Raw genomic sequence first — 26251 nt, 5'->3', positions numbered from 1 at the left:
TAACTATGATACGCGGTATTCCGAACTCTGGATTTAGTCGGCTTCGGCCGATTGCTGGCGCCTGCCTGCTGGGCGCCGTTACTGCCTGTGCCTCCATTAATGGAACGCAGAACGGAAATGGCGTCTCAAATGGGTCCGTCGCGCAGGGTCATTTTCATCTGATTGGTGTCCCGCCAGCGCTCGCTGCCCGCGCCAATGCCCTGCTCAATACGGATCAGCCCGCACCGCGAAGCGTTCTGGAAAAGCGAAACCGCGCGCAAACCCTCGCGCGGTCCATAGAAGACCTCCTTGCGTCCGAGGGCTATCTGGCGGCCGAAGTGCGCCCGGAAGACTTCACCGCAATGGATGCCAGCGCCGCCCTCAATGTCGACCCCGGACCTCGTTTCACCGTCCTCTCCGTGAGCCTGAATGGCGCTGAAACGGTCGATCCGGACACACGCAGGATCATTGACGGCCACCTTGCCAAGCTCCCCTCCGGAAGCATCGTAAGGGCGCAGGAGGTGGAGCGCGTTGAGGCTGAGCTCGTCACATCCCTGCAGATGCGGGGCTACGCTTTCGCCACAAGCCCGGGAATCGACGCGCTTGCCTCGCGCGAGGAAGAAAATGTCGAGATAACCTATACGGTTGATCCCGGTCCGATGGTCCGCCTCGGCGAACTGGAAAGTGACGAGACCAATCCCCGCTCCCAGAAAGCCATTCAGGTTCTGAAGACCTGGCGGGAAGGCGCAACCTATAATCCGCGCACCATCGACCGGCTGCGCAGCCGCCTGCGTTCCAGTGGTCTCTATGAAGGCATTGGCGTTGTCGTTTCCAGAGAGCCCGATGCCGAGGGGTATCATACGGTCTCCCTTACCCTGACCGAAGCGAAGCCTCGCTCTGTCAGCTTCGGTGTCAGCGCCTCCACAACTGAAGGCGTCGGCGCGGACGCGCGCTGGGAAAAGCGCAACATCACCGGACGCGCAGACAAGGTCACCGTAAGCGCGGAAGCCGCGACCCTCGCCAGAAGCCTTACCGCCGCTTATGAATTGCCGAATATTGGCCGTTTCGGCCGCACACTTACGACAGAGGCCGGCGTTCGCCAGGAGGAGACGCAGGCTTACGATCTGGACGGCGCCAAGATCGCCGCAACGCTTTCTCAGCCCTTCACACGCCAGCTCACCCTCTCCATCGGCGCTGCCATAGACGCCACACGCATAACCGATCAGCGCACGCGCATTTATCTCGGCGAACGCGAACAGGTTACCTTTTCCATTCCGGTAACTGCTGCGTATACAGACGTTGGTGATCCGCTGGATCCGCAGGAAGGCATCCGCGGATTTGCGTCTGTAGAGTCCGGTGTGTCCGTGGGTAACAGCACGCCCGGCTACACACGCATGCAGATCTCCGGCGCGACCTACCGGAAGATTGCCAGCGATCTCGTCGCGGCCGTCCGCGCCGAATATGGCGCCTTTGCCGGCTCCAACGCCGTGCCAACCGACAGGCTGTTCTTTGCCGGGGGCGGCGGCACAGTGCGTGGCTACGAATACCAGTCCCTTTCACCCACCGACGAGTTCGGCGAGTATTTTGGCGGGCGCAGCCTCTTTTCGGCGTCTGCGGAACTGCGCTGGCGGCGGTCGGAGCGGTTTGGTTATGCCGCCTTCGTGGATGTCGGCGCGGCGGGCGATGATCCGGGCACGGTCTTCAGCGATGCAAAGGCGTCCGTCGGTCTCGGCATCCGGTACTATCCGGGGTTTGGCCCGATCCGGTTTGATGTCGCCGCGCCCCTGAGCAAGCGCGATGGGGACGCGCCGCTGCAGATCTATGTTTCTATCGGGCAAGCATTCTGATGAAGGTTCCCGCACTCCCCCTTCAGGACTGGCGGCGGCGCCACCCCTGGCTCACCGGCGCAATTATTGCGGCGGCAGGCAGCGTTGCCGCAGCCGGCGCCGTGAGAGTGTGGATCACGACCGACAGTGGGCGGAACTTCATCGTATCCCAGATCGATGGCATGGACGTGGCCGGATATGGCCGGCTGCATATCGAGGGGCTGAGGGGAGACCCCCTGTCAGACCTTCGTGTCGGCAAGATACAGATCATCAATGAGGGCGGCGTCTGGGCTGAAGCTCAGAATTTGCGTCTTCGCTGGTCGCCCCTGTCGCTGCTTTCGCGATCAGTAGATATCTCCGAACTCGATATCGACAACATCTCCATATTCGAGCGGCCCGAGAGGGAGCCCCGCCCGCCTTCTGAAGGCGGCGGGAATTGGCGCGTCAATCTCAACTCGCTCGTGCTTGACAGGCTGGTGCTGGCAGACGGCGTTGCCGGCCCCCAATCGGCTTCGGAGATCAGCGCGCGTTTCGTGCAGCAGTCCAGCGGCGCGCTGGATGCCGCACTGCGCCTGCGCCCGCTGGAAGGGCGCGGCGACCGCGTAGACCTGCTGATCGTCATGACCGCGTCGAAACGGTTTGACATTACGGTGATTGCAGACGCGCCAGCCGACGGCATGTTTGCTCACATGCTCGAACTGGAGCCGGGCTCGGCCGCACGCCTTGAGGCCAACGGCGCGGGTGACCTGATGAATGGTGTCGCCGAGGCGCGCTTCTCCATCGACCGCGAAGACAAGGCTTACCTCTCGGGCAAAATGGAGAATGGCCGCCTCAGCGCTTCGGCAAAGATCGACTCCACATCTCTTCCGTTGCCGGATGATATTATCTCGCTTCTGGGAAATTCGGCGGAAGCCTCCCTCTCTGCCCGCCTGGACGGAAATGAAGCTAACTTTGAACTGGATGGCCTGCTTGCAGAGGGGGAAGTACACCTCGCCGGCCTCGCGGATCTCGACAGGCGCGAATTGATCGGCCCTGCCCACCTCAGCGCGGATCTCGCCTCGCTGCGCCCGTTCTGGGAAAGAGGCGCAGGTATCTGGCTGAATGGTGAACTCACCTATGCGGATGGTGATGCTGGCTATGTGGGCGACCTCCGCCTTGTTGCGGAAGAGGATTCAGTGCTTCCTTTTGAGGCCGCCACGGGGCGCGTCACCGTAGGTTTCACCGATGGCGCCATTCCGTTTACAGGCAATCTGGAACTGCAGGGCCCCTTCCCGATTGGCGATCTTGCCAGCGCCGCCGTCGGCCCGACGCCCTCCGTCACGCTGAACGGGCGCTTCGATCTTTCCTCACAGGCGTTGACCCTCCAAGACAGCGAGGTCCGTCACGAGACAGGCTCCCTCAACCTGGCGGGCACCGTGGACGTCAAGGAAGGCCGTCTCGCTTTGGCAGGCCGCCTGGATCAGGCAATTGACCCTTTCGTTCCCAGCCTTACGGGATCAGCAGACGGTATCCTCAGTATTGAGGGGCCGTTTTCATCCATAGATGTTTCAACAAACCTTGCCCTCCGAAATCTTTCCGGGCCGGAGGCTGCCAGCGCGCTGGTGAATGGAAACGGCAACGCGGCGGCGTCCCTACGCATTGCTGGCGGAGACGTCACGGCACGGATGATCCGTGCCCGTCTTCCGGGCCTCAGCGCGGATATGTCAGGTACGCTGGCGGGCCCGAGCGGCCTCGCTCTTGACTTCACTGCGCAGCAGACCGCCGACCTGACAACTAGCGGCACAACAGTAAATCTCGGCACGACCGGAGGAAAGATTTCTCAACCCGGTGACACCCTTCTCATCGCTGCAGAAAGTGTCGACGGCTATATCGTGAATGGCGCCCAGAGGATCGATCGGCTTTCAGTTACAACATCGCTTGAACAATCCGGCTCGAACATTGACGGCCCCGTCAGGGTTGCGGGTCAGTATGGCGAGGAGAACATCGCCCTCTCCGCAATCCTCCAACGCAGCGAGCGCTCGACACGGATTGACGACATTTCAGGCTTCCTGGGCCAGCTGCAGGTGGGCGGTCATGCCGAATTTTCTGATGCCGGCGACCTGGACGCAGCCGCCCGCATATCCGGAAATGATTTCGTGTTCAGCGGGATTGAGTTCGGGCAGATTGCGCTGGATGCTTCCGTGCGCCAGGCTTCCGGAGAACCGCTCTCCATCATCATGAGCGCGGACGCACGCAACACCGTGGTTTCGGAAGATGTGCATTTCGAGCGCGTCACCGCTGACATTACGACCACCGAACGCGGCTACCAGTTCTCGGCAAAACTTGAAGACCCAGCCCGCAATCGGCAGACGGACATGCGGGTATCTGGAACCGCGTCTGTTTCGGGAGACGCTCCGGAAGGGACGCTTTCACTGGGCGGCATGATCTTTGGGCAGACGGTATCAACCCGGCGGGACGCCCGCTGGCGGCTGGGAGAGACGCCCGAGGTGGACGCCGACCTTGGCATTTTTGGCGGGGCCGCCCAGATTTCCCTGGGTATGGTTGGCACGTCACCTGAATTCAAATTTGCCCTCGACAATGTTGATATCAGCCCGGTCCTATCCTCCTTTGGCGCGCTCGTGTCCTCCGCGCGGATAGATGGCGCCGGCTCGTTCCGGCCTTACGGCCGATCACCTTCCGGAAGCTTTGACATTCGCAGCAACAGCCCGGTGACCGGGTTGGACGGCGCCATAGACCTCGATGTCAGCGGAAAACTGGATGCCAGGCTGCTCTCGATTGATGGCAGCGCCAGTTATGGCCCCACCCTGGGCGGGGATTTCGCTTTTGCGCTCCCGGTCATCGCCGAAGAAGGCCAGATGGCGCGCCTCAACAATCAAGGTGCCTTGCTGGGCAACGCAAAGTTCAGCGGCGACCTTGAAGCTATTCGCCAGATTGCGCTGGCCTATGGTCATGACATCGGCGGCACGCTCAACTCATCCCTCCGCCTGGCAGGCACGCTCGAGACTCCGCAGATTGATGCGCGGGTCGATGTTTCCGATGGCGTCTATGAATATGGCGCCATGGGTTTCCGGATCGCCCGGTTCGATCTCAATGCCGCCCTGGAGGATGGTGCGATAGCCGTGGATGCGACCGGGCAAGGGCCAGACGGCGGCACGCTGAAAGCCACAGGCCGGCTCGATGACGCTGGCCAGGGCAAGGTCGACATCGAGCTCAGGCGGCTGCTCGTATATGACCGTAATTCGGACAGTATGCGCCTTTCCGGTACGGCTGCGCTCACCGAATCGGCAACAGACCGCGTTATTTCCGGCAGTCTCAACGTGGATGAGGCCCGGTATTCGCTCGACAATTTGCCGTCCGCCGGCGTCCGCCGCCTGGATGTACGCTGGCGGGAGGATCTTTCGGACGAGCCGGTTGATCCGGTTCTTGAAAAGCCGATCAAGTTCAATTTCCGCATCCAGTCGGATCGCAGGATTTTCATTGATGGGCGAGGTCTCGATTCCGAATGGGGCGTCAATGTCAACGTCACCGGCTCTCCCGCCGCGCCGCTTCTCAATGGACGCGCGACCCTGGTTCGCGGCGAGCTGGAGCTTGCGCGCCGACCCTTTGTTTTCGATGCAGGCACCGTAACCTTCGACGGACCGGTTGATTCCGCCAGGGTGGCGATCAGCGCGGCCCGTGTGGTGGATGGTTTCTCGGCACGAATCGATGTCACGGGCTCTCCGACCAGCCCGCGAATCGAACTCACAAGCACGCCGGACCTGCCCGCGGACGAAATTCTTGCAAGAATGCTGTTTGGGCGCTCGGTCATGGACCTGTCCGCGCTGGAAGCAGCCGAACTGGCCAGTTCCATTGCCCGCCTCAGCGGCCAGGGCGGCGGCCTTGACCCTCTGGGCCAGATACAGGCCGGCCTCGGCCTTGATCGCCTGCGGCTGGGCATGAGTGATGAAGGTACTACAGAACTGGGGGTGGGCCAGTATCTGGCACCGGATGTCTATCTGGAGGTGACAACCGCTGGCGCTGCTGGGAATTCTGTAGAAGTTGAATGGCAACCCCGCCCTCAGATTTCAGTTACGTCCGAAGCGCGTTCTACTGGTGAATCAAGGATTTCCGTCCGCTGGAAGCGAGATTACTAGTATTTAAGGCGATTATCTGGAATTAGGATTGCAGTATGAATTCCAGCATCCGACATGAACGTTAAGCCCAAGCTCCCCAGCGTTTCAAATATTTGGCAAGCGTTTCAGAAATTTATGCACCGGAAAACTTGCTAGAACGCCTGTCACTTAGGAGACAGATTAAAACCTAAAGGTGGAAAATGATGCAAGAAGAAATTCGGGCTGCTGGTTCCCGCTCTCCCACAAAGGTTGACCAGCAGGTTGGCGAAAAAATCAGGGAACTCCGTATTGCTCAGAACTTCACCCTGTCCGAACTCGGCCAGGAACTGGGCATTAGCCATCAGCAACTTCAGAAGTACGAAACCGGCACCAACCGCCTCAGCGCGGGGATGCTTTCCAGCGTAGCCCGCGCGCTCCGCGTGCCGATCGCTGAACTGTTCCAGACCTCCGATGCCGCGTCGCAGGAATCGAGAGACCCGGTGAGCGAATCGCGCGCCCGCTGTCACGCCCTGATCGACCGCACGAGCTCTGTCGCCAAACTTGAGACGATGGCGAAAGTTCTTCGCGCGCTCTCCGCCGATTGATTCGGCGCCCCTGAATGCAAAGAAGCCGGAGCATCCCTGCTCCGGCTTTTTCTTGGCCGCTGTATCGCTTGCGTAGCTAGTTCACACGCACATACGGTCCACGAAGCGTGTAGACGTCCGGCCCCATCGCGACATCGAGATTGAGGTATCCTTCTGCTCCTGTGCCGCGCGGATCGCGAATGCGCTCACCTGTGCCGCGAAGCAGTGTCGTCCCCGCGCCGTCGCTGAGCGACCAGCTCACCGGGGTCATACCGCGCGCAGCAAGATCCACGCGCAGGCTCTCGGCGCCGCTCGAGTTGACAGGCAACGGCCGCTGCAACTGCCCTTCAACCCGCGCCAGCAGCTGCACAACATACAGCCGCCCACCCTGCTCGACCGCGCCGATCCCGACATGATCGAAGCCTGAACGCAGCAGGTTTTCCTTGTTGGACGGATCCGACATCAGCGCGGCCAGTACCGTGTCCGCGCTGGTGCCGGCGTCAACGATGGCGATCGCCGTCCCGAACGCGCTGTAAAGCGTCTGCCGGTCAGCCTGGCGGACATGATCAAGCAGCGTTCGCCCTTCCGGGGAGACATCAGCTGCGTAGTGGCGGCGCGCCATGTCCCTTGCATGCTCCTGGGCAACGAGAGCCAGTTTCTGATGCTCCGCGAAGCCCGCGAGACCAGCATCCAGCCGGACGCTCTCGATCGCCGCGAGGAGATCTTTACTGACATTCGACCGGTCTGCCGCAGAAGTCATTCCGCTCGATTCTCCGGGGGAGAAACGCGCCAGCGAACCGGCTTCCGAAAGGGCCACCCCTGGCGCCGCAATCGCCAGAGCGAGGAGTGACAAAGCTCTGTATTTCAACTGTAACATAACTGTCACAATACATATTTTACATATTTGCGTCAATGAGATACATAATATGGTATATTCCGTGTAGGTATGTTTTTAATCAGCCTACGTTGTTTTCAAGTGTCATCTCATCGTCACATCCCTGCACTATTCACGCCACAGGAATGGTGCTGCGATGACGAACATGACGATCAGCGATGAGTGGCTGACCTACACATGGGTTCGCCTGAGAACCGGTGTGGAGCCGCACGAGGTCAAACGCCTGCTCATCAAGAATGGGTTTGACGAGGCCACCATACGCGCGCTGATGCGCGACGCTTATGATGGCCGCCGCCCAATCTCCGACGTTGACCATGCTGCCCTTTCCAATGCGCCCCTCACCCGGCGCGCACTGAACCATCCCCTGCTCCGGCGTGTTCCTGTTTCCAAGGCGCAGCTCTATGTCTGGCCAAATTTCCTGGCGCCGGAGACGTGCGATCAGCTGATCGCCCTGACAGACGAACGCCTGCGTGCGTCGACAACGACAGATGTTTTTGCAGACCCGAAGGTCCGCACTTCGCGCTCTTCAGACATCGGTTCTCTTGGCAACAATCTCGTGATGCAACTGGACGAACTCATCGCCGAAGCGCTCGGCGTTCACTGGTCCTATTCCGATGCCACCCAGACGCAGCGGTATGATGTCGAACAGGAATACAAGGCACACTATGATTATTTCCTGCCGGGAACCAGAGACTATCAGGTTCACTGCCAGTTCACCGGTCAACGCACCTGGACGTTCATGATCTATCTCAATGATGTTGAAGAAGGTGGCGGAACCCGGTTCCGCAGGCTTGAGAAAACCATCATGCCCGAAAAGGGCAAAGCCGTTATTTGGAACAACCTGAATCCGGATGGAAGCGTCAATCCGTACACGATCCACCACGGCATGAAGGTCCGTTCGGGCGTGAAATACGTCATCACGAAATGGTTTCGCGAGCGTGGCTGGGGGGAGATGTTCCCCGCCGAATACTCCATAAATATGTAATGTTGCCAGCGCGCCACACACGTGGCGCCGCGCACGCAGTTCACGGAAGTGTCATCTAAACTTCCCGTAAGTGTTGCAATCAAATCTTAAGGCTCCGCGCTGCGGGCAGACGGCAAATTAGCGTCTGGGGAGCGCGGCGGGGGAAACCGTCAGCGCGCCCGCTCAGGGTTCACGACGGAGACATTGATGTTGACCAAGAATAACTTCCGCGCGGCGCTTCTCGGCTGTGCTGCAGTCGCGCTGCTCGGCGCCTGCAGCGGCGCTGATGGCGTTGCCTCGCCTGGCGTTGGCGCTTTCGTTCCGTCGCCTACCGCGCCGGCACCGACCCCTCCCACCACGCCGACCACCCCGACCACGCCGACAGGCGGTCCGGCAGCCGACTGCCCGGCCGAGTTCTCGAACGTGGGCACGATTTCCGACAAACGTATCTGCCAGCTGCCAAGCACAATCGTAGGCAACCTTGTGGTTCCCAAACGCGACGGCACGATCTACTCGGTCGCTGGCCGCACCCAGGTGGGCACCGACCTTGGCTCTGACCCCAACAGCCCGATTGCAGGCCGCACCTCGGGTATCCTGACGATCGAGCCGGGCGTGACCATTTTCGGCAACTCTGGTGGCGACTACCTTCTCGTGAACCGGGGTTCGCAGATCTTCGCTGAGGGCGAAGCCGATGATCCGATCATCTTGACAAGCCGGGCCAACATCGCAGGCACCGCTACCGAAAATTCGATCGGCCAGTGGGGCGGTCTCGTGATCCTCGGCCGTGCTCCGACATCGGATGGTTGCGGAGCCGTGACCCCGCCGAACATCGCCTGTGAGGCGCAGGTGGAAGGCGCAGACGCCTTTTACGGCGGCAACACGCCGACCGACAACAGCGGCCGTATCCGCTATCTCCGCCTCTCCTATTCCGGCTTTGAAATCGCGCCGAACAACGAACTCAACGGCATTACCCTCGCCGGCGTCGGTAATGGTACGACGTTTGAGTACGTCCAGGTTCACAACAGCTCGGATGACGGTATCGAGATCTTCGGCGGGAACGTGAACATCCGCTACATCGTGCTTACCGGCAATGATGATGACTCCTTCGACACCGACTCTGGCTGGCGCGGTGCGGCTCAGTTCGGTATCGTGTATCAGCGTTCCGGGGGTGGAGACTTTGCGTGGGAAACCAGTTCGCGCGGCACCAACACCGCTGATTTCTTCACCCGCCCGACCTACTCCAACTGGACAATCGTCATGCGTGAAAACAGCACGCGGGACGCCGTTGTCCACAATACTGGCCACACGGCGCGCGTTTACAACACGGTCATCCGCCATCCGGGTAACCATCAGTGCGTGAACATCGCCACCAACGCAACGCTGAACAACCCTAACGGTGTTGAGGGCAACGGTCCGCTCTATCGCTCGGTCTTCTTCTCCTGCGCCGGTGGCAATGGTGATGGCGGCGCGGCTGGCACCACGCCGGCGACCGATATCCCCGATGCAACCGTAGAAACTCTGCTGACCCACCCCACGAACGTGCTCAACGGCACCTCAACGCTCACTGGCGGGTTCATCAACGGCGCCAATGAGAATGCGGTGACCGCGTCCACCTTCCCCACCTCCCTGAACGCCGGGGTTGGTCTGGGCACGAACAACACATTCATCACGGGCTTCCTCACGCCGGTCGACTATGTCGGCGCCGTGCGCGATGCCAGCGACAACTGGTACGAAGGCTGGACCTGCAGCCTGCCGGGTCAGCCGACCTGCCACTAACACCATGACCAAGACGGAGGCCTCGCAAAGAGGCCTCCGTTTCTTCTCATCTCAAGCATCCATTCAGGATCTTATCTCATGAAATTCAGCTCGCTGTCCCTCCGGACCCTGCTGATCGCTTCGACAGCGATCCTTGCGCCCGCCTTCGCTTCGGCTCAAACTGAAAACACTTCCGATACGTCCCCTGAGGCGGCAGCACCCGAAGCTCAGGATCTCCAGCTTCAGGAAGTTGTTGTTCTTGGCCGTTATATTCCAGAAGTGCTGCGCAGCACTTCTGAAGTCGCCGCTTTCCTCGCGCCGGAGGATCTCGCGCGCCAGGGCGACTCCGACGCCGCCTCTGCTCTGGCCCGCGTCACCGGTATCACGATTGCCGAAGGCCGTTTCGTGTATGTCCGAGGTCTGGGTGAGCGCTATTCTGCTGCCCGCCTTAACGGCTCGCCCCTTCCAAGCCCGGAACCGCTCCAGCGCGTTGTTCCGCTCGATCTCTTCCCCACAAACATTCTCGAAAACGTCCTTGTCCAGAAAACCTACTCGGTTGAATATCCGGGTGAATTCGGCGGCGGCATCGTTGATCTTCGCACGCTGAACATCCCTAAGGAACGCTTCCTCGAACTCAGCGTATCGGGTAGCTACAACACCGAAACGACGGGCAAAGACGGCATCACCCACTATGGTGCCGACAGCGATGTGCTCGGTTTCGACGATGGCACACGCAAGATCCCCGGCCTGGTGCGCCAGGCAATGGCTACTGGCAATCGGATCCAGAACAACAACTTCACCGATGCGGAGCTGCAAGCCATGGGGCAGGCGTTCACCAACGCGCCCATCAACCTCATCCAGACGAACGATAGCATACCGATGAACGGCAGCTATGAAGCATCCGCTGGAACGTCCTTCGACCTCGGTGGCGCTGAACTCGGCATCATCGGCGTCCTGGGCTACAGCAATGACTGGCGCACGCGTAATGGCCGGCAGGAAGTCGGCGAGATCAATGGTGGCATTCTCAGCGCCACCTCGACCTATGATTATCTGACCACGGAACAGAACATCGGCTGGGACGGCCTTTTCGGCGTCGGTCTTGATTTTGGCGATGACAAGTTCAACTGGACCAATCTGTACATCCGCCGCACCACGAAACAGACGAGCATCCGCGAAGGATACGACGATCTGGCCTCGCGCGATGTGCGGGATGACCGCACGGGTTGGTATGCCCGTGAACTCTACAGCACCCAGATCAACGGCGACCACTATCGTGGCCCTTGGACTCTCGACTGGAGAGCTGCACTTTCCCAGACAAAGCGCGATGCTCCGTATGAGCGGGCCACACGCTTCATATTCAGCGAAATCACCAACAGCTACATCTACGATCCTTCGGGTTCGGGCTCGTCGAACAGCACGACCTTCTCCTATCTCGACGACAAGGTCGTGAGCGGTGGCGCCGATGTGAAATACGTACAGTCGCTCTCTTCGGCCCGCGACATCGAATACTCTGCGGGCGTTGAAGCCTATCAGAATGATCGGAGCGCCCAGTCGCGCATCTTCAGCTTCATCGTGGGTAATCCGCCGCTGGATTTCCTCGTGTCGCAACAGCGCCCGGACTTCCTGTTCGCCAACTACAACATCAATCCTGACCTCTTTGTCCTGCGCGAAATCACTGGCTCTTCGGGTGCGGCCGCGTATGACGCAGACCTAAAGGTCTTCGGTGCCTATGCGAAGGTTGACGCGGAAATCATCCCTCTGGTTCGCACCGCTGTGGGCGTCCGTTTCGAGGACGCAACCCAGTCGGTAACGCCGCTCTCGCTGATCGCTTCGGAAACTGCGCCAGAAGCGCCGCCGGAACTGGAAAACCAGTACCTGCTGCCAGCCGCAACGCTGACCTGGAACTTCGCCGAGGATCAGCAGCTTCGTCTGGGAGCTTCCAAGAGCATCGGCCGCCCGCAGTTCCGCGAACTTGCGCCCCAGCAGTATTACGACCCGGAAAGCGGCCGGACGTTCATCGGCAATCCCTATCTGACGGATACGGAGATACTGAACCTCGACGCCCGGTACGAATTGTATTTCGACCGCGGCCAGGCCGTGACTGCTGGCGTCTTCTTCAAACAGCTCGACCGTCCGGTGGAAGCCGTTGTGGTCCAGCAGAGCGCCTCGGTGTTCCAGACTTACCTCAACGCGCCTGAAGCCATTCTCTACGGCGCCGAGATCGACTTCAAACGCGTCTTCGACAGCCCCATCAAGGGAGCCTTCTTCGACTCGAAGGAATTCCTGGTGCAGGCCAACTACACCTACACCACATCCGAGGTGAAGGCCGGTTCCGGAGACGTGGTGTATCCGCTGCAGGCCGGTGGTCAGCCCCGTCCCGCCACGGACTTCATCATCGATGGCACGCGTCTTCAGGGCCAGTCCGAGCATATCGCCAACCTGCAGATCGGCTGGGAAGATGAGGCTGCCCGTTCGCAGCTGACCCTTCTTGCCAACTATGCCAGCGAGCGGGTCACCGCCCGCGCGCCGGCGGGCCAGCCTGACTTCCTGCAGGATCCGGGCATCAACCTCGACCTCGTCTACAAGAAAGGCTTCGACCTTCGCGGTAAAGCCTTCACGCTCGATATCAAGGCGAAAAACCTCCTCAAGGAGGATTTCGAAGAATATCAGACCGGTAATGACGGCTATGTCCGGGTTAACCAGTATGATGTCGGCACAACCCTGTCCGTTGGCCTCAGCGCGGCGTTCTAACTCTGGTTAATTTTCGTGCCACCGGAGAAGCCGGGTGAAATTCGAGGCGCAGCAGGCAATAAACCCCTGCTGCGCCTCATATTCTTGGTGAAATCAGAAGTCTTTCGAGCTACGGAAAACCGGATACAATTCTAAGCTCGATCTGTTGATAACCAGTGCATTCGGGCTGGGGTTCGTCTCAGAACTGTCGCAAGAGTGTGATTAAGAAGCTCTGTATTTCGCAGGAGTGTAAGGCTGATGAAACTGTTCGGACCGGAAGGCGGCACTCGGCTGGCAGCGTATAGTTTGATCGGCCGTACCGCCATTGAAGCTGCCCTTGCGCTCACGACCGGGCTTCTGCTGGCCCGTTTCGCCTGGCTCATCGCTGCGCCGGGTGACGGCGCGAGCGCTCTTCCCCAGATCCCTGCCGTCTCAGGCGCAGCGGGCAACCAATCCTCGCTCGCCCTGCTGACCCAGACAGACCCCTTCCGCCCGAGCGCTGCCGAGCCCAGCCAGATCGCCGTCCCCACCTCCCTCAACCTGAAGATCGCCGGCCTGCGCTGGTCAGACGGTGCCGCCTGGACCAGCAGCGCCGTGCTTATCCTGCCCGACAACACCCAGAAGCGTTTTTCCATCGGTGATCAGATCGTTTCGGGCGCCGTCTTGGAAACGGTCGCGGCAGACCGGGTGTTCTTGCGCTTCAATGGCCAGCTTCAGGAACTTCTCCTGAACGACCCGGACAAGCCGCTGTTTGCCGGCTCGTCATCATCGTCCAGCGCTACGTCTGTCAGCATCCAGCCGGCTCAACCGGCGCCGCCAACATCCTCTGCGCCTCCCGCTGGCTCAAGCCTGGCGCCGGTCACCCCTGCGCTGCTGCTGACAGACGTGGAGATGCACCCGGAACTGCGCAACGGCGCCGTGGCCGGCTACCGCCTCTCCCCGCGCGGTCAGGGACACTTCCAGTCGGCCGGGCTTGAAGCGGGCGATTTGGTCCTGCGCGTCAATGGCGCCAGCATTGAGGGCATGGGCCCCGAGGCGATCCAGTCTGCAGTGATGAGTTCTCAATCAATCGCGCTGGATGTTGTTCGCAACGGCGCCATCGTCCGCCTACGGCTTTCCCCCGATTCCGGCCTTTCTCAATGACCAAACGTATATTGCTCGCGGCTGCGGCTGCGCTCACCGCCACTCAGTTTGCGGCCGCCCAGGCACCTGCTCCCTCTCAGGACAAGCACGTCCTGAACCTTGAAGATGTCGAGCTGAATACGCTGATCGAAGACATCTCCATGCTGACAGGATACACATTCGTCACGCATCCGGATGTCCGCAAGGCGCGCGTATCCGTCGTCTCGCAAACGCCAATGTCCACCCAGGAACTCTTCCAGGTGTTCCTGACAACGCTGCGCATCCAGGGCTTCGCCGCTGTCCCCGCCGGTAAGGACACTTACCGCATCGTGCCGCGCGCCATCGCGTCCACCGAAGCGCCAATGTCGGGGCCCGGCGCCAACGCGTTCATCACCGAAGTCATCAAGCTGAACCGCGCGAACGCGATGGAAACCGCGCAGATGATCAAGCCGCTGCTCGACTCGCAGGGCCAGGTTGTTGCCAATACGGCCACGAACACACTCGTTGTTGTTGACTATGCCTCTAATCTAGAGCGCGTCCGCCGCATCATTGAAACCGTGGATCGCGACCAGACCGTCACCGAAACCATTCCGCTGGCAAATGTTCCGGCCGCTGAAATGGAAACCGTCCTTACACGTCTCCAGGGGGACGCCGGCGGCCAGGGCGGTCAGACCATCAATCGCCTCTCTGCCGTTGCCTCCCTCACAAGCAACTCCATTATCCTGAGGGGCGACGCCACCTCCGTCGACCGCGCCAAACGCGTTGCACTCGAACTCGACGCCACCAATCCGCAGCGCGATCATGTCCGCGTCATCACACTGAACTACGCCGACGCGGCCGAAGTCGTTCCGATACTGGAGCGCGTGGCCAACAGCATGGCCATGCAGCGGTCACCGGCAGAAACGGCCCCCGTTTCTCAGACGATCGCCCATCACGGCCCCACCAACTCCATCGTTATCAGCGCAAACCCCGAAACAATACTCGCCATGGAGCGGGTGGTCACCGCGCTGGATGTTCGCCGCCCGCAGGTGATGGTTGAAGCCATCATTGTGGAAATGTCGGATGATGCCGCGCGTGAGCTTGGCCTGCAATTCCTGCTTTCCGGGACAGGCGGAGATGTTCCTTTCGCCTCGACAAACTTCTCGCGCGCCGCGCCAAACCTCCTTGCCCTGACGGGCGCGCTCGTTACGGACGCTTTCTCCGATCCCGCCTCCGCCAACCCCTTCCGCGATGCAGCCATCAGCTCACTGACGGGCTCCTCGGGCCTCACGCTCGGTTTCGGCGGCACATCCGGCGACAACCTCTTCGGCGTCATCCTCAATGCCGTGCAGGACGATACATCCTCGCGCATCCTGTCGACCCCCTTCGGCATGACGCTGAACAATGCGACATCCGCGCTCATCGTCGGCCAAGAAATTCCGGTCACCACGGGCCAGGTTCTGGGAGACGCCAATTCCAACCCCTTCCGCACGGTGGAGCGCAAGGACATCGGTATCCAGCTCGAAGTCACGCCCCGCATTGGCGAGAATGACACCGTCCGCCTCGACATCCGCCAGGAAGTCTCCAGCGTCTTCGGCAGCGTCGGCACAGTCACGCCGGATCTCATTCTCGACAAGCGCGAAATTCGCGCCAGCGTTCTGGCAGATGACGGTGAAATCATCGTCCTTGGCGGTCTCGTCGAGCAGACTGATACGCTGCGCGATACGAAAGTCCCCGTGCTGGGAGACATTCCCGCTGTGGGCCGTCTCTTCCGCTCGGAAGGCAAGGCCGCGACACGCCGGAACCTGATGGTCTTCATTCGCCCCACCATCGTTCGCAGCAAAGCGGATGCGCAAGCGGTCACCCAGCAGAAATATCTCTATGTACAGGCCGAAGAGCTGATGCGGGATCAGAGGCCCGGCGGAACTGTCGACCAGTTCGTCCGGGAAGTTCTCGGAACTGGTGGCCCGGCTTCCCAAGCGGTCCAGACGCCGCGATAATTGTCTCATGACACGCGCTCAGGTCACTTATGCATTTGCCCGCGACAAGGGGATAGTCGTTGTTCCCGGCCGCGCGGAGCCGACTTTCGCTGTCCGCGAAGGCGCCGATCCAGTCGCCCTAGTGGAGGCCCGCCGCGTTGCCGGCCTGCCGGTGCATCTGGAAGCGATGAATGCCGCGCAGTATGAGCGCCAGCTCTCGGAAAGCTTCGGCCAGTCGCGCCTTGATGGCAGCGCCGCCGAGGCCGCCGCTGGCACTGGCGGGGATCTCGAAAGCCTGTTTGATGGTCTTCCGCAAACGGAAGATCTGCTTGCAGGCGATACAGACGCTCCGATTATCAGCCTGATCAACGGCCTGCTGCAGGATGCCATCCGCCGCCGGGCGTCCGACATTCACATTGATCCCTTTGAGGACAAACTCTCGGTCCGCTACCGCATCGACGGCGAGTTGCAGGAAGTGTTCACGGCGTCCCGGCGCGTTTCGGCCCCACTCGTCTCGCGCATCAAGGTGATGAGCCGGCTGGATATTGCCGAAAAGCGTATGCCCCAAGATGGGCGCATCTCGCTGACGCTGGGCGGCCGCGCGCTGGATGTCCGGGTGGCTACGCTACCCACGCGCTATGGCGAGCGTGTTGCCCTGCGCCTGCTCGATACGCGCCAAGCCCTCATGGGCCTGGAAACCCTCGGCATGGACGAGGACACCGAACGCCGCTTCCGCGCCGCCCTCAGTGAACCCAATGGCGTGATCCTCGTCACCGGCCCGACGGGTTCAGGCAAAACCACCACGCTCTATTCCGCCCTTGCCCAGCTCAACACCGGGCGCGTCAACATCATGACGCTGGAAGATCCCGTGGAGTATGGTCTCGATGGCATCAGCCAGACGCCGATGGACCATAAGGTCGGCCTCACCTTCGCCGCCACCCTGCGCTCGATCCTCCGGAACGACCCCAACATCGTCATGGTCGGCGAGATACGGGATGTGGAGACCGCAGAGGTCGCACTCGAATTTGCGCTCACAGGCCGCCTTGCCCTGTCCACCATCCACACAAACAGCTCTGCGGGCGCCATCACCCGTCTGCGGGACATGGGTGTGGAGAGTTTCCTGCTCGCCTCCACGCTGCGCGCCGTGCTGGCTCAACGCCTCGTCCGGAAGCTCTGTGTGCATTGCAAGGAAGCCTATTCACCGCCGCCTGCCCTGCTGGAACGTCTTGGCCTCGCTGGCAGAACCGATCTCACGCTCTATCGGCCGACCGGCTGCGCTGCCTGCGGCCATACCGGCTATGAGGGCCGCTTGGGCGTATACGAGTTGCTGCTGATCGACGCCCCCATCCGCCGGATGATCCATGACGGCGCCACCGAAGAAGAGATTGAGCGCGCAGCTTTCGCGAAATCTGATATGCTGTTTCAGAACGGTTTGCGGCATGTGCTGAGCGGCGACTCGAGCGCCGAGGAACTGCTCCACGTCTGCCGCCGGGAGGCCTGGTTCGGTGGCAGCATTTGAATACAAGGCTCTGACGGCTGACGGGCGGCGCACCAGCGGCGTCATCTCAGCTGATACCGCCCGCGCCGCCCGCCGCGAGTTGCGTAACCGCCAGCTCACCCCCGTCTCGCTCACAGAGGCGCGCGGTGAGAAAGCCGCCGGTTTCGCAGGTGCCGGCCGCCTCAGCGACAAGGAACGCACGCTTCTGACGCGCCAGCTCGCCGTGCTCGTCTCGTCCGGCATGACGGTCGAACAGGCGTTGACGGCTGCGGCCGGCGACAGCGATGCCTCGCCCCAGCGCGGCCTGCTCCTCGGTGTGCGCTCTCAGGTTATGGAAGGCGCTACCCTCGCCGAAGCCATGCGGGGCGCGCCGCGCGCCTTTCCGCCCCTCTTCCGGGCGGTGGTTTCCTCCGGCGAAAGCTCGGGCCGTCTCGGTCTCGTCCTCGATCAGCTCGCCCACCACCTTGAGCGCAGTTACCGGCTGCGCACCCTGGTTCGCTCAGCGCTCATCTATCCGATCATCCTTGGCATCATGGCCACTGCCATGGTGACGGCCCTGATGGTCTGGGTTGTGCCCAAGCTTGTCGAACAATTTGCCATGCTGGGCGCGTCAGAACTGCCGCCTTTGACCACATTTGTCATTGGCTTGTCCGGATTTGTCCGCGATTGGGGCCTGGTTGTCCTGGCTCTGGCCGCGCTTGGCGTGTTCCTGGCGCTGCGTGTCCTGAAGATTCCGGCCTGGAAACGCCGCTGGGACGGCTTTGTCCTGCGTATTCCTTTTTTCGGCGACATGAACCGGAAAGTTGCCTCGGCTCGCTTCGCCCGCATCCATGCTACCATGTCCGGCGCTGGCGCCACCGTCCTCGAAAGCCTCTCGGGCGCGCGAAACGCCATGGGGAATTTGGTGTTTCGGGACGCCGCCGATCAGATCCTCGAAACCGTCCAGCGTGGCGGCGCCCTCTCTTCGGCCATGAAGTCCACGGGGGTTTTCCCCCAGATGATGGTCCACATGGTTGCCAGCGGCGAAGCGGCCCGCAACGTCCCCGCGATGATGAACCGCGCCGCCGATTTTCTGGAAGACGAATTCGAAACGGCCACCAATGTTGCCCTCGGCCTGCTCGAACCTCTGATCATCATTTTCCTGGGCGGCGTGGTCGGCACGATCGTCCTGTCGATCATGCTGCCCATCATGCAGCTCAACACTCTCGCCCTCGGATAAAGGAGCGCCCTCATGCCACCTGAAACTGAAGCAAACACAGAAGAAAAACGCCGCCACCAAGCCGGTTTCTCTCTGGTCGAACTGATGGTCGTGGTTTTCATCATGGGCCTCCTGGCGACGCTGATCATCGTCAACGTCGCCCCGGTGGGTGACCGCTCGCGCGTCACCAAGGCCAAAGCCGACATCTCGAATCTCGAGAACGCGCTCGAGCAGTACAGCCTCGACCTCTACACCTACCCTTCCACCGATCAGGGCCTCGCCGCCCTCTCCAGCCCGCCGCCCGGCATCGATACCACCCTCTACCGCCCCGGCGGCTATATCCGCCGCGTACAGAACGATCCCTGGGGCAATCCCTATCAGTACACCTTCCCCGGGGTGCGTTCTGGTGGCCGGTTTGATGTCTTCTCCTTCGGCGCAGATGGCAAACCCGGCGGAGAAGGCAACGACGCCGATATCGGCAACTGGGACTGATGCTGCGCCCGTGCTGCGTGATGCTCCTCATTTCGCTACCCAATCTCTGAGGGCGCCTGCAGGCGACCCGCAGGCCGGGCTGTCGCTGGTCGAGATCATGGTCACGCTCTCCATCATCGCCGTCGCCACCACGCTGATCCTGCTCACCATTCCCACCCGGCATGTCTTCAAGCAGGAATCCGATCAGCTTCGCGAAGCGCTTGAGCAGGCTGCCAATCGCGCATCGATCACAGGTCAGCCTGTAGGCCTTATTGTCGACGGCGGCGGCTATTCCCCGGCGATCTGGCAGAACGGCGCCTGGCGCGTGTTGGAAAGCCATCAGCTCCCGAAGGACATCAGCATCCGCATAGACGGCAGACCGCCAGCATTGCTTGAGAAAGGAGGAGAGCCGGCCCCGGCCGTCATCTTCGATCCCCTCGGCCACACCCTGCCGGTGGCCATCGAACTCTCGCGCAACGGCGTCCTCACCAGCCTCACCCTGCTGCCAGACGGCAATGTTGAAATGGATCAGCGATGATGGGCAACCAGCAGGGTTTCACGCTGATGGAAGCGCTCGTGGCCGTCGCGGTTTTCGCGACTGCTGCAATGGGGCTCATTTCTCTCAACACAAGCAGCCTCCGCATCAGCGCTCAGATGGGAGACCGCGCGCTGGCCCGTCAGGTGGCCGAAAATGTCGCCGTCGAAACGATTACCAACCCGGAACTGCAAGTGATCGGACGATCGGGAGGGCAAGAGGTACAGCGCGGCCGCAGCTTTGTCTGGCAGCGGGATATCACCCCCGCCCCTCGCGACGATGTTGTAGAAGTTAGCATCCGTGTGCGCGCGGCGGACGAGGAGGCAGTGCTCAGCGAAGTAGCGCTTCTTCACCGCATCAAGGCGGACAGATGAACGCCACCCCCAGCCCCCAATCTGGCATCTCCCTGATGGAGACTTTGATCGCGCTGTTCGTCGTAGCGCTTCTGGCAACGGCAGGCGGCGTTATGCTGACCCAATCCCTGCGAAGTACACGGCTGATTGAGGTTCGCGGGAATGACGCCCGGGAGCTGCAGACCGCTCTCGCCGTGCTACGGGACGATTTCGCGGCCTTCGTGGATCGCCCCAGCCGCGCCGACGCGAGTTCGGATCTTTCGACCCGTTTCGAAGGCCAGCCGATCCGGTATGACGGACGTATCATGACCTTTGTGCGCAATGGCTGGTCAAATCCCGCAGACCTGCCCCGCAGCGATCTTCAGCGGGTGGAATACCAGTTCGACAACGGCGCCCTGATCCGCCGATCCTGGAGCGCGCCTGACGCGGGCCCCGGCACAGCGGTTGCGGAGCAAATCGTCCTGTCGGGTTTGGAAGATATTTCCGTCCAGTATGGCCGTGAGCAAATCTGGAAGCCTGACTGGATCGTCCCCGCGAGCATGGTAGACGCCCCTTTGCCGGACAAAATCCAGCTGGTCTTCACCTTTGGCGAAGGCGATACGCTGACGGCGAAATTCCGCCTGGGGCTGCGCGAATGATGCGCCCTGATCCCCAACGCGGGGCAGCCCTGCTGTCGATCCTGTTCATTGTGGCGGCGCTCGCCGTCGCAGCGCTCATGGCGACTATGGCCATCACCCAGCAGACGGCTATGGCGAAGGCGGCTACGCGCCGCGCCGATGCGGGCTGGGCGGCCTATTCCGCGGAAGCGCTGGCCCTCAGCGCTGTGGCGGAGATGTCCGTTCTTACCAACGGGCAGCTTACATCGCTAACCGTAGGCCTCTCTCAGCCAGTTGTCCTGCCCCTCCGGGGAGGCGTCGTCTCGCTACAGGTCAATGACGCGTCCAATTGTTTCAACATAAACGCGCTCGCCAACCCCGATGAAGGCGCCGCTACTTATGCCCGCCTGTCCTGGGCCACCCTACTGCGTGATCTCGACATTCCGGCCACCGATGCGAGCAGTCTCGCCAATGCGCTGGCAGACTGGGTGGATGCCGACAGCAACACCCGGCAAGGCGGCGCGGAGGATGGCTATTACCTCACGCTCAGCCCCGGTTATCGCGCAGCCAACCAACCCATGGACAGTCCGCGCGAACTGGCCTCTGTGATGGGCTATACCAGTCCCCTTCGGAAGGCGCTCGCGCCGCTGATCTGTGCCCGGCCGGAGACCCAGATGACACGTCTCAACATCAACACGCTTCGCCCGGATCAGGCCTCGCTCTTGCGCGCCTTCTATTCTGAAGCCCTCACTCTGACGGCGGCAGAGAGAATCCTCATGGATCGGCCGGATACGGGCTGGGCGAGTGTCGACGAGTTCGAGGCGCTGCCCGACATCCGCACCATTCCTGAAGGCCAGAAACAGACCGAAGCCCTTTCAACACTCAGCACGACCTATCTCGCCGAAGGGCAAACAACACTTGACGGCGGCAGCTGGCCATTCTCCTTCATCATTTCGGCCAAAGGTGGCTCTGCGCCCGAAACAATCTGGCGCAGGATGGGAGAAGAATGATGAAATCCATTCTTTATATTGCACTGCCCGCGCAGGCTGACGGCGCCATGCAGATTGCGCAGGAGCGGGGCGACCGCCTTGAACTTGTAAATCATCGTGGCCCCTTCGGAGCGGCCAGCTGCATCGCCTTCGCGCCCGCAACGGCCGTGGGCCATTTCCGTGCCCCTGTCCCCGCGCGTAACGAAGCCGAAGCGGTACGCGCCGCTCTCTATGCGATCGAAGATGAGCTCGCCCAACCCGTGGAAGAGGTTCATCTCGTCCTCGGTCCACGGATGAGAGAGACAGTTGAGCGCGATATCTATGTCGTTGATCGCGCCCTGATGACATCCTGGCTGGAGCTTCTATCAAAGGCAGGATTATCGCCGGCGAAACTGCTGCCAGAACAAAGTCTGTATACCGATATCTCGCAACCCGTTGATATGGGCGACCATATTCTCCAGCGGGAAGGAAACCGCATCATCGCAATCGATGCTGGTCTTCCAGATCAGGCACGCGAAGCCCTGGCAGGAGATCTCGCGCCCAGCCTTCGGGACGGCATCCAGATCATCCGCCTGGCAGAACGCAGCACCACGCATCCCGGCGTGAACCTGCGCGCCGGGGCATTTACCCCCCCAAGGGAAACAAAACAGGGTGTCAGCGCCTGGCGCAAGGCCGCCGGTATTGGTGTTGCTGCCGTTTCGGTCTGGACGGGTACGCTGATCCTTGAAGCCCGAAACTATAACTACGCGGCCGAGCAACTCGGAAAACGCGCAGCGGAGCGCTATGCCGCTATCTTCCCAGCCGCAGCCATTCCGGCGGACATCGACAGGGCGACCCGCGACATGCTGGCCGTTGCCGCCGTGCCCGATACCATCGACTTCCGCACAACCGTTGCCGCGCTTTATGAAGCCGTCGCTCTTAATCCGGATACACGCATTTCAACGCTGACATTTGATGGCAGCGCCAGCCGTCTTGTGGCAGACATTGAGGCGTCGACCCCGGAGACGGCCGCCTCCGTCGTGGCCTTTCTGCAGAGCCGCGGCTTCGCTGTCTCATCCAACGCAGCGGAGCAAAGTCCGGGCGAGGCCGTTACTCAAATTACTCTGGAGCCGATGCCATGAGCGCCTGGTGGAATACGCGCAGCTCCCGCGAGAAGGCTTTGCTCGGCATCGCTGGCTTGCTGCTCGCCGTGGCCATTATCTGGCAACTCGTGCTGCAGCCGGCAATCTCAACGCTGGACCGCGCAAAACTCAATCATGAGAGAGGCACACAGACCCTTGCGCGCCTCGACCGGATTGAGGCCCTGATCCAGCAGGGGCAGACCATACATCCCGCGATAACGGCGCCGGCAACCCAGGATACAGCCGCGCTGCAGGCTCAGGCAGCCCAGATGGCCGCTCAGGCGGGGCTTTCGGCGCAAACACCCGCAGCCAGCCCGGCTGCATTCCAGGTCAGTCTGACGAACGTAGCCAGCCCGGCATTCTTCCAATGGGTGGAACAGGTGGAAACAGGCCTGGGCGTGACAGTCAGCGCCGCCACTCTCACACAGAATGCAGATGGCAGCATGGACGCCAGCGCGGAATTCAGCCTTGGTAAAAAGCCATGATGCGTTTTCTTCTTCTCCTTGTCCTGATCATCGGCTTTCTGGCTGGTCTCGTCGCTTTCGCGCCGCTCAGTTTTATTCTGAAGACTGCGGGCGCGGAGGAACGCGGCCTCAGCTGGACCTCGGCAGAAGGCACCCTCGCGGGTGGAAAGATCACTGGCCTCAAGGCAGGACAGGATCTGCTCGGCGATGCCAGCCTCAAACTGAACCCCGCCTCTCTCCTTGCGCTTGGAGTCGAGTACGATTTCGACTGGACTGGCCCCTCCGGCAAGGGAACAGGGAAAGCCGGGGCCTATGCTTCCGGAAATACCGAGCTGCGCGACTTCAACATCGAACTGGACTTTGCTGCCCTGGATGGCGTCGCGGCCTGGATACGCCAATCGGGCGGCAAGGCGCGTTTGTCTGGAGACATCATCCGTTTCAACAACGGCGCGTGTGACAAGGCTTCGGGTCAATCCTGGAGCGATGCGCTGGGAAAGAATGCAGCGCTTCTCGGGCCCGGTTGGCCGGACCTGGCCGGTAACCTTTCCTGTGAGGGCGACATGCTGCTCATTCCCCTCCAATCAGCCAGTCCGCTTGGCACGAAACTGGACGCTGCCGGCAGGTTTCATCTCCGTGGCAGCGGCAGCATCGAGGCCCGCGTCTCCGGCGTAATTCCACAACAGTTCCAGTATGGCCTCCCCCTCGCCGGTTTCGTTCCAGAAAGCGGCACTTATGTTTACCGTTATCCTGCAACACCGGCACAGGTGCCACAATGATCCGTCTCCTGAGTATTGCCTTCATCGCGGGCTGTCTTGCGGGCTGCGCGTCTGCGCCCGAAGCCAATAAGCCGGCCGGCTCACCGGTTGCGGCCATGGGATCACCGTTGGCCGAAGTACCCGTTGAAGGTCTGCCGCCCCAGAAACTGGCAGCCGGGGAATGCGGCCTGTTTCTATGGGGTATGGCCGCGCCGCGCCGCTTCACATTCTTTACCAAAGCAGCCACCGGCGAAGCCCTGGTCTTGCATAACGGCGCCAGTCACAAGCTGATCGTTACCGATACGAACGCTGAAGTCTTCGGCCAGTTCTTCACCGAAACCCAGTATCTTTCCGCAGACGGTACATGGTCAGTCAATCTCAGCCTGAAGCCTGGCGAGATGCTTGAAGGCGGGCAGCGCGTTGACTCCGGCCGCCTGGTCACCACAGGTGCCGATGGGTGGGAAACGGTTCTGCCGGTCACCGGCGTGCGGGCCTGCATTCCCGGCTGAGACCCGGCTCTGCCTGTCAGGTCAGCAGGTCTACCGGCACTGCCAAGGCATCGGCGAGACGCTTGGCTGTCTTGAGACCGTAAGACATGCCCCGTTCAATGGCCGAGATGTGGTTCGGACGGATGCCGCAAAGTTCGCCCAGCTCCTTTTGCGTCATCAGGCGGAACTGGCGGATCACCCGCACCGGATGTTCCCCATCGCTGATGCGTTTGAGCAGCGCGGGCGGAAGCGGCACCACGTTCGGGTCCGCGCTTTTTACGCGCCCAGCCGTGATTTCCCGGAGACTGTTCTCCAGATCAGCCACCTTCTGCTCAAGGTCCATCACGCGAACCTCAAGTGAATAGACGAGTTTCGGATCGTGCATCATGCCCGCTGCCCCTGTCATACAGGATGCAGCGCTAATGCGGTTCCGCTACACTTCGGTGTCGGCTCTGATAATGTTTTGTGTCAATTGCCTAGCATTCGATGACGTTAACCGCGAGCCCGCCCTGGCTCGTCTCCTTATACTTGGAAGACATGTCCAGCCCCGTCTGCCGCATCGTTTCAATCACCTGATCCAGAGATACCTTTGTCTGCTCAAGCGAATGGAGGGCCAGGCGCGCGGCATTTGCCGCCTTCACCGCGCCGATCGCATTGCGCTCGATACACGGGATCTGCACCAGACCGCCCACCGGATCGCACGTCAGACCCAGATTATGCTCCATTCCGATCTCGGCTGCATTGGCCACCTGTTGCGGTGTGCCGCCCCAAACCGCTGCAAGGCCGCCCGCCGCCATGGAGCAGGCCACGCCAACCTCCCCCTGACAGCCCATCTCCGCGCCGGAAATGGACGCTCTCTGCTTGTAGAGAAGGCCAATCCCGCCGGCAGTCAGCAGGAACCGGCGCAGGCGCACAGCTGCGTCTTCCGTCTCCGCACAATAATGCCGGATCACGGCCGGAATGATCCCCGCCGCGCCATTCGTCGGCGCCGTCACGACCTGCCCGCCCGCAGCATTCTCTTCATTCACCGCCATGGCATAGACGTTCAGCCAGTCAAAAAGCTGCTCGCGCTCATTGGAGGGCGGCCCCTCCTGAAGTTTCTGCCAGATTTCCGGCGCGCGGCGGCGCACTTTCAGCCCGCCCGGCAATTCACCCCGGCGGACAAGCCCCCGATCGATACACGCCATCATGACACCAGCAATCCTGTCCAGAGCGGCTTCGGTCTCCGCCCTCGGACGTTTGGCATCCTCGTTGGCCAGGATCACCTCATCAATATTGAGACCGCTGGCACGGCAGATCTCCAGCAGGCGTGCCGCAGACGTGAATTCATAGGGCACCGGATCGCCCACCGGCAGAATGTCGTCTTCCACCGGCTTTTCCAGCTGCTTGCGCGTGGCAATGAAGCCGCCGCCTGTGGAATACCAGGTTTCGTCGGCAAGCGTGGCGCCAGCTGCGTCAAATGCCCGGATGCGCAAGCCGTTGGGGTGAAGGTCGGGCATGATGTCGTAGGCAAACCGAATATCCGTCTCCGGATCAAACTCTATTGTTCGCCCATCAGCCAGCATCAAGCGCTTCTGCTCATACGCCTGCCCCACAAGGCGGTCGGCCTCCTCCGGGTCCAGCGTTTCCGGTTCCAGATTGAGCAGCCCGAGCACGACCGCCTTGGGCGTCGCGTGGCCCACCCCCGTCAGCGCAAGAGAGCCCTGCAGCTCCGCCTCGATCCGCGCCGTCTGCGCCAGCTTTCCGCTTTGGGTGAGGTGCGCCATGAACCGGTTTCCGATGCGGATCGGCCCAACGGTGTGCGAACTTGAAGGGCCAATTCCGACCCGGAAAATATCCAGTACAGACAGCATGTTCTGCGCCCGTTTCCTTTGCGTAA

At 61.3% G+C, this 26251-nt stretch carries 22 protein-coding genes; 19 read left to right on the top strand and 3 right to left on the bottom strand.

Annotated elements, in window-relative coordinates; all coding sequences use genetic code 11:
* Nucleotides 1-5: 5 nt before the first annotated feature.
* The 3 genes from HPO_RS06925 to HPO_RS19660 all read left to right on the top strand — a co-directional run bounded on the left by HPO_RS06925 (nucleotide 6) and on the right by HPO_RS19660 (nucleotide 6501).
* Nucleotides 6-1826: an autotransporter assembly complex protein TamA gene (locus HPO_RS06925; RefSeq protein WP_035596134.1), complete on the top strand. Its 1821-nt coding sequence runs from the start codon at nucleotides 6-8 to the stop codon at nucleotides 1824-1826.
* Nucleotides 1826-5938 carry a translocation/assembly module TamB domain-containing protein gene (locus tag HPO_RS06920; RefSeq protein WP_035596131.1) on the top strand — a complete coding sequence of 1371 codons (4113 nt, stop codon included), beginning with the start codon at nucleotides 1826-1828 and terminating at the stop codon, nucleotides 5936-5938. Before HPO_RS06925 ends, HPO_RS06920 begins: the two co-directional genes overlap by 1 nt.
* 179 nt (nucleotides 5939-6117) lie before the next feature.
* Nucleotides 6118-6501 carry a helix-turn-helix domain-containing protein gene (locus HPO_RS19660; protein ID WP_051612387.1) on the top strand — a complete coding sequence of 128 codons (384 nt, stop codon included), beginning with the start codon at nucleotides 6118-6120 and terminating at the stop codon, nucleotides 6499-6501.
* Nucleotides 6502-6577: 76 nt separating this feature from the next.
* Here HPO_RS19660 and HPO_RS06910 read toward each other — a convergent pair whose 3' ends face one another.
* A complete protein-coding gene (locus tag HPO_RS06910; protein WP_035596128.1) occupies nucleotides 6578-7240 on the bottom strand; it encodes a CAP domain-containing protein in 663 nt (220 codons plus the stop codon).
* Nucleotides 7241-7511: 271 nt separating this feature from the next.
* On the opposite strand from HPO_RS06910, the gene HPO_RS06905 reads away from it, so the two are divergent.
* The 16 genes from HPO_RS06905 (at nucleotide 7512) to HPO_RS06830 (ending at nucleotide 24393) form a co-directional block, all read left to right on the top strand.
* Nucleotides 7512-8360 (top strand): prolyl hydroxylase family protein, encoded by an 849-nt coding sequence (locus tag HPO_RS06905; protein ID WP_206742134.1) that lies wholly within the window; start codon nucleotides 7512-7514, stop codon nucleotides 8358-8360.
* A 186-nt stretch (nucleotides 8361-8546) separates the two neighbouring features.
* Nucleotides 8547-10115 (top strand): hypothetical protein, encoded by a 1569-nt coding sequence (locus HPO_RS06900; RefSeq protein ID WP_035596125.1) that lies wholly within the window; start codon nucleotides 8547-8549, stop codon nucleotides 10113-10115.
* 78 nt (nucleotides 10116-10193) lie between these two features.
* On the top strand, nucleotides 10194-12845 hold the full coding sequence (locus HPO_RS06895) for a TonB-dependent receptor domain-containing protein (protein ID WP_035596123.1): 2652 nt from the start codon (nucleotides 10194-10196) through the stop codon (nucleotides 12843-12845).
* Between the two features lie 237 nt (nucleotides 12846-13082).
* Nucleotides 13083-13967, top strand: a complete 885-nt coding sequence (locus HPO_RS06890) for a type II secretion system protein N (protein WP_035596121.1) — start codon at nucleotides 13083-13085, stop codon at nucleotides 13965-13967.
* On the top strand, nucleotides 13964-15925 hold the full coding sequence (gene gspD, locus HPO_RS06885) for a type II secretion system secretin GspD (RefSeq protein WP_035596118.1): 1962 nt from the start codon (nucleotides 13964-13966) through the stop codon (nucleotides 15923-15925). Before HPO_RS06890 ends, gspD begins: the two co-directional genes overlap by 4 nt.
* A gap of 7 nt (nucleotides 15926-15932) precedes the next feature.
* The gene (locus HPO_RS06880) at nucleotides 15933-17423 is read left to right on the top strand and encodes a GspE/PulE family protein (RefSeq protein WP_035596117.1); all 1491 of its coding nucleotides are present in this window, start codon (nucleotides 15933-15935) and stop codon (nucleotides 17421-17423) included.
* Nucleotides 17410-18621 carry a type II secretion system F family protein gene (locus tag HPO_RS06875; protein ID WP_035596114.1) on the top strand — a complete coding sequence of 404 codons (1212 nt, stop codon included), beginning with the start codon at nucleotides 17410-17412 and terminating at the stop codon, nucleotides 18619-18621. The genes HPO_RS06880 and HPO_RS06875 overlap by 14 nt, the downstream gene beginning before the upstream one ends.
* 12 nt (nucleotides 18622-18633) lie before the next feature.
* Nucleotides 18634-19092: a type II secretion system major pseudopilin GspG gene (gene gspG, locus HPO_RS06870; RefSeq protein WP_035596112.1), complete on the top strand. Its 459-nt coding sequence runs from the start codon at nucleotides 18634-18636 to the stop codon at nucleotides 19090-19092.
* Nucleotides 19019-19609 carry a GspH/FimT family pseudopilin gene (locus HPO_RS06865; RefSeq protein ID WP_084324207.1) on the top strand — a complete coding sequence of 197 codons (591 nt, stop codon included), beginning with the start codon at nucleotides 19019-19021 and terminating at the stop codon, nucleotides 19607-19609. Before gspG ends, HPO_RS06865 begins: the two co-directional genes overlap by 74 nt.
* Nucleotides 19606-19980 (top strand): type II secretion system minor pseudopilin GspI, encoded by a 375-nt coding sequence (gene gspI, locus HPO_RS06860; RefSeq protein WP_051612386.1) that lies wholly within the window; start codon nucleotides 19606-19608, stop codon nucleotides 19978-19980. The genes HPO_RS06865 and gspI overlap by 4 nt, the downstream gene beginning before the upstream one ends.
* Nucleotides 19977-20597, top strand: a complete 621-nt coding sequence (gspJ, locus tag HPO_RS06855) for a type II secretion system minor pseudopilin GspJ (RefSeq protein ID WP_035596106.1) — start codon at nucleotides 19977-19979, stop codon at nucleotides 20595-20597. Before gspI ends, gspJ begins: the two co-directional genes overlap by 4 nt.
* Nucleotides 20594-21565, top strand: coding sequence for a type II secretion system minor pseudopilin GspK (gene gspK, locus HPO_RS06850; protein ID WP_035596104.1), 972 nt, complete (start codon nucleotides 20594-20596; stop codon nucleotides 21563-21565). Before gspJ ends, gspK begins: the two co-directional genes overlap by 4 nt.
* Nucleotides 21562-22665, top strand: coding sequence for a type II secretion system protein GspL (gene gspL, locus HPO_RS06845; protein ID WP_084324206.1), 1104 nt, complete (start codon nucleotides 21562-21564; stop codon nucleotides 22663-22665). Before gspK ends, gspL begins: the two co-directional genes overlap by 4 nt.
* On the top strand, nucleotides 22662-23150 hold the full coding sequence (gene gspM, locus HPO_RS06840) for a type II secretion system protein GspM (RefSeq protein WP_035596099.1): 489 nt from the start codon (nucleotides 22662-22664) through the stop codon (nucleotides 23148-23150). The genes gspL and gspM overlap by 4 nt, the downstream gene beginning before the upstream one ends.
* The gene (gene gspN / locus HPO_RS06835) at nucleotides 23147-23905 is read left to right on the top strand and encodes a type II secretion system protein N (protein ID WP_035596096.1); all 759 of its coding nucleotides are present in this window, start codon (nucleotides 23147-23149) and stop codon (nucleotides 23903-23905) included. The genes gspM and gspN overlap by 4 nt, the downstream gene beginning before the upstream one ends.
* Nucleotides 23902-24393 carry a hypothetical protein gene (locus HPO_RS06830; RefSeq protein WP_035596093.1) on the top strand — a complete coding sequence of 164 codons (492 nt, stop codon included), beginning with the start codon at nucleotides 23902-23904 and terminating at the stop codon, nucleotides 24391-24393. Before gspN ends, HPO_RS06830 begins: the two co-directional genes overlap by 4 nt.
* Nucleotides 24394-24409: 16 nt before the next feature.
* On the opposite strand, the gene HPO_RS19655 is transcribed toward HPO_RS06830, so the two are convergent.
* Together HPO_RS19655 and HPO_RS06820 are read right to left on the bottom strand one after the other, a co-directional pair.
* Nucleotides 24410-24760: a helix-turn-helix transcriptional regulator gene (locus tag HPO_RS19655; protein WP_162174020.1), complete on the bottom strand. Its 351-nt coding sequence runs from the start codon at nucleotides 24758-24760 to the stop codon at nucleotides 24410-24412.
* 88 nt (nucleotides 24761-24848) lie between these two features.
* Nucleotides 24849-26225, bottom strand: coding sequence for an L-serine ammonia-lyase (locus HPO_RS06820; RefSeq protein ID WP_035596090.1), 1377 nt, complete (start codon nucleotides 26223-26225; stop codon nucleotides 24849-24851).
* Between the last annotated feature and the right edge of the window lie 26 nt (nucleotides 26226-26251).

This window comes from Hyphomonas polymorpha PS728 (assembly GCF_000685315.1).
GTDB classification, from domain to species: Bacteria; Pseudomonadota; Alphaproteobacteria; order Caulobacterales; family Hyphomonadaceae; genus Hyphomonas; species Hyphomonas polymorpha.
Note: the sequence above shows the minus strand (reverse complement) of the source record. Positions and strands in the feature narration are given on the sequence as shown.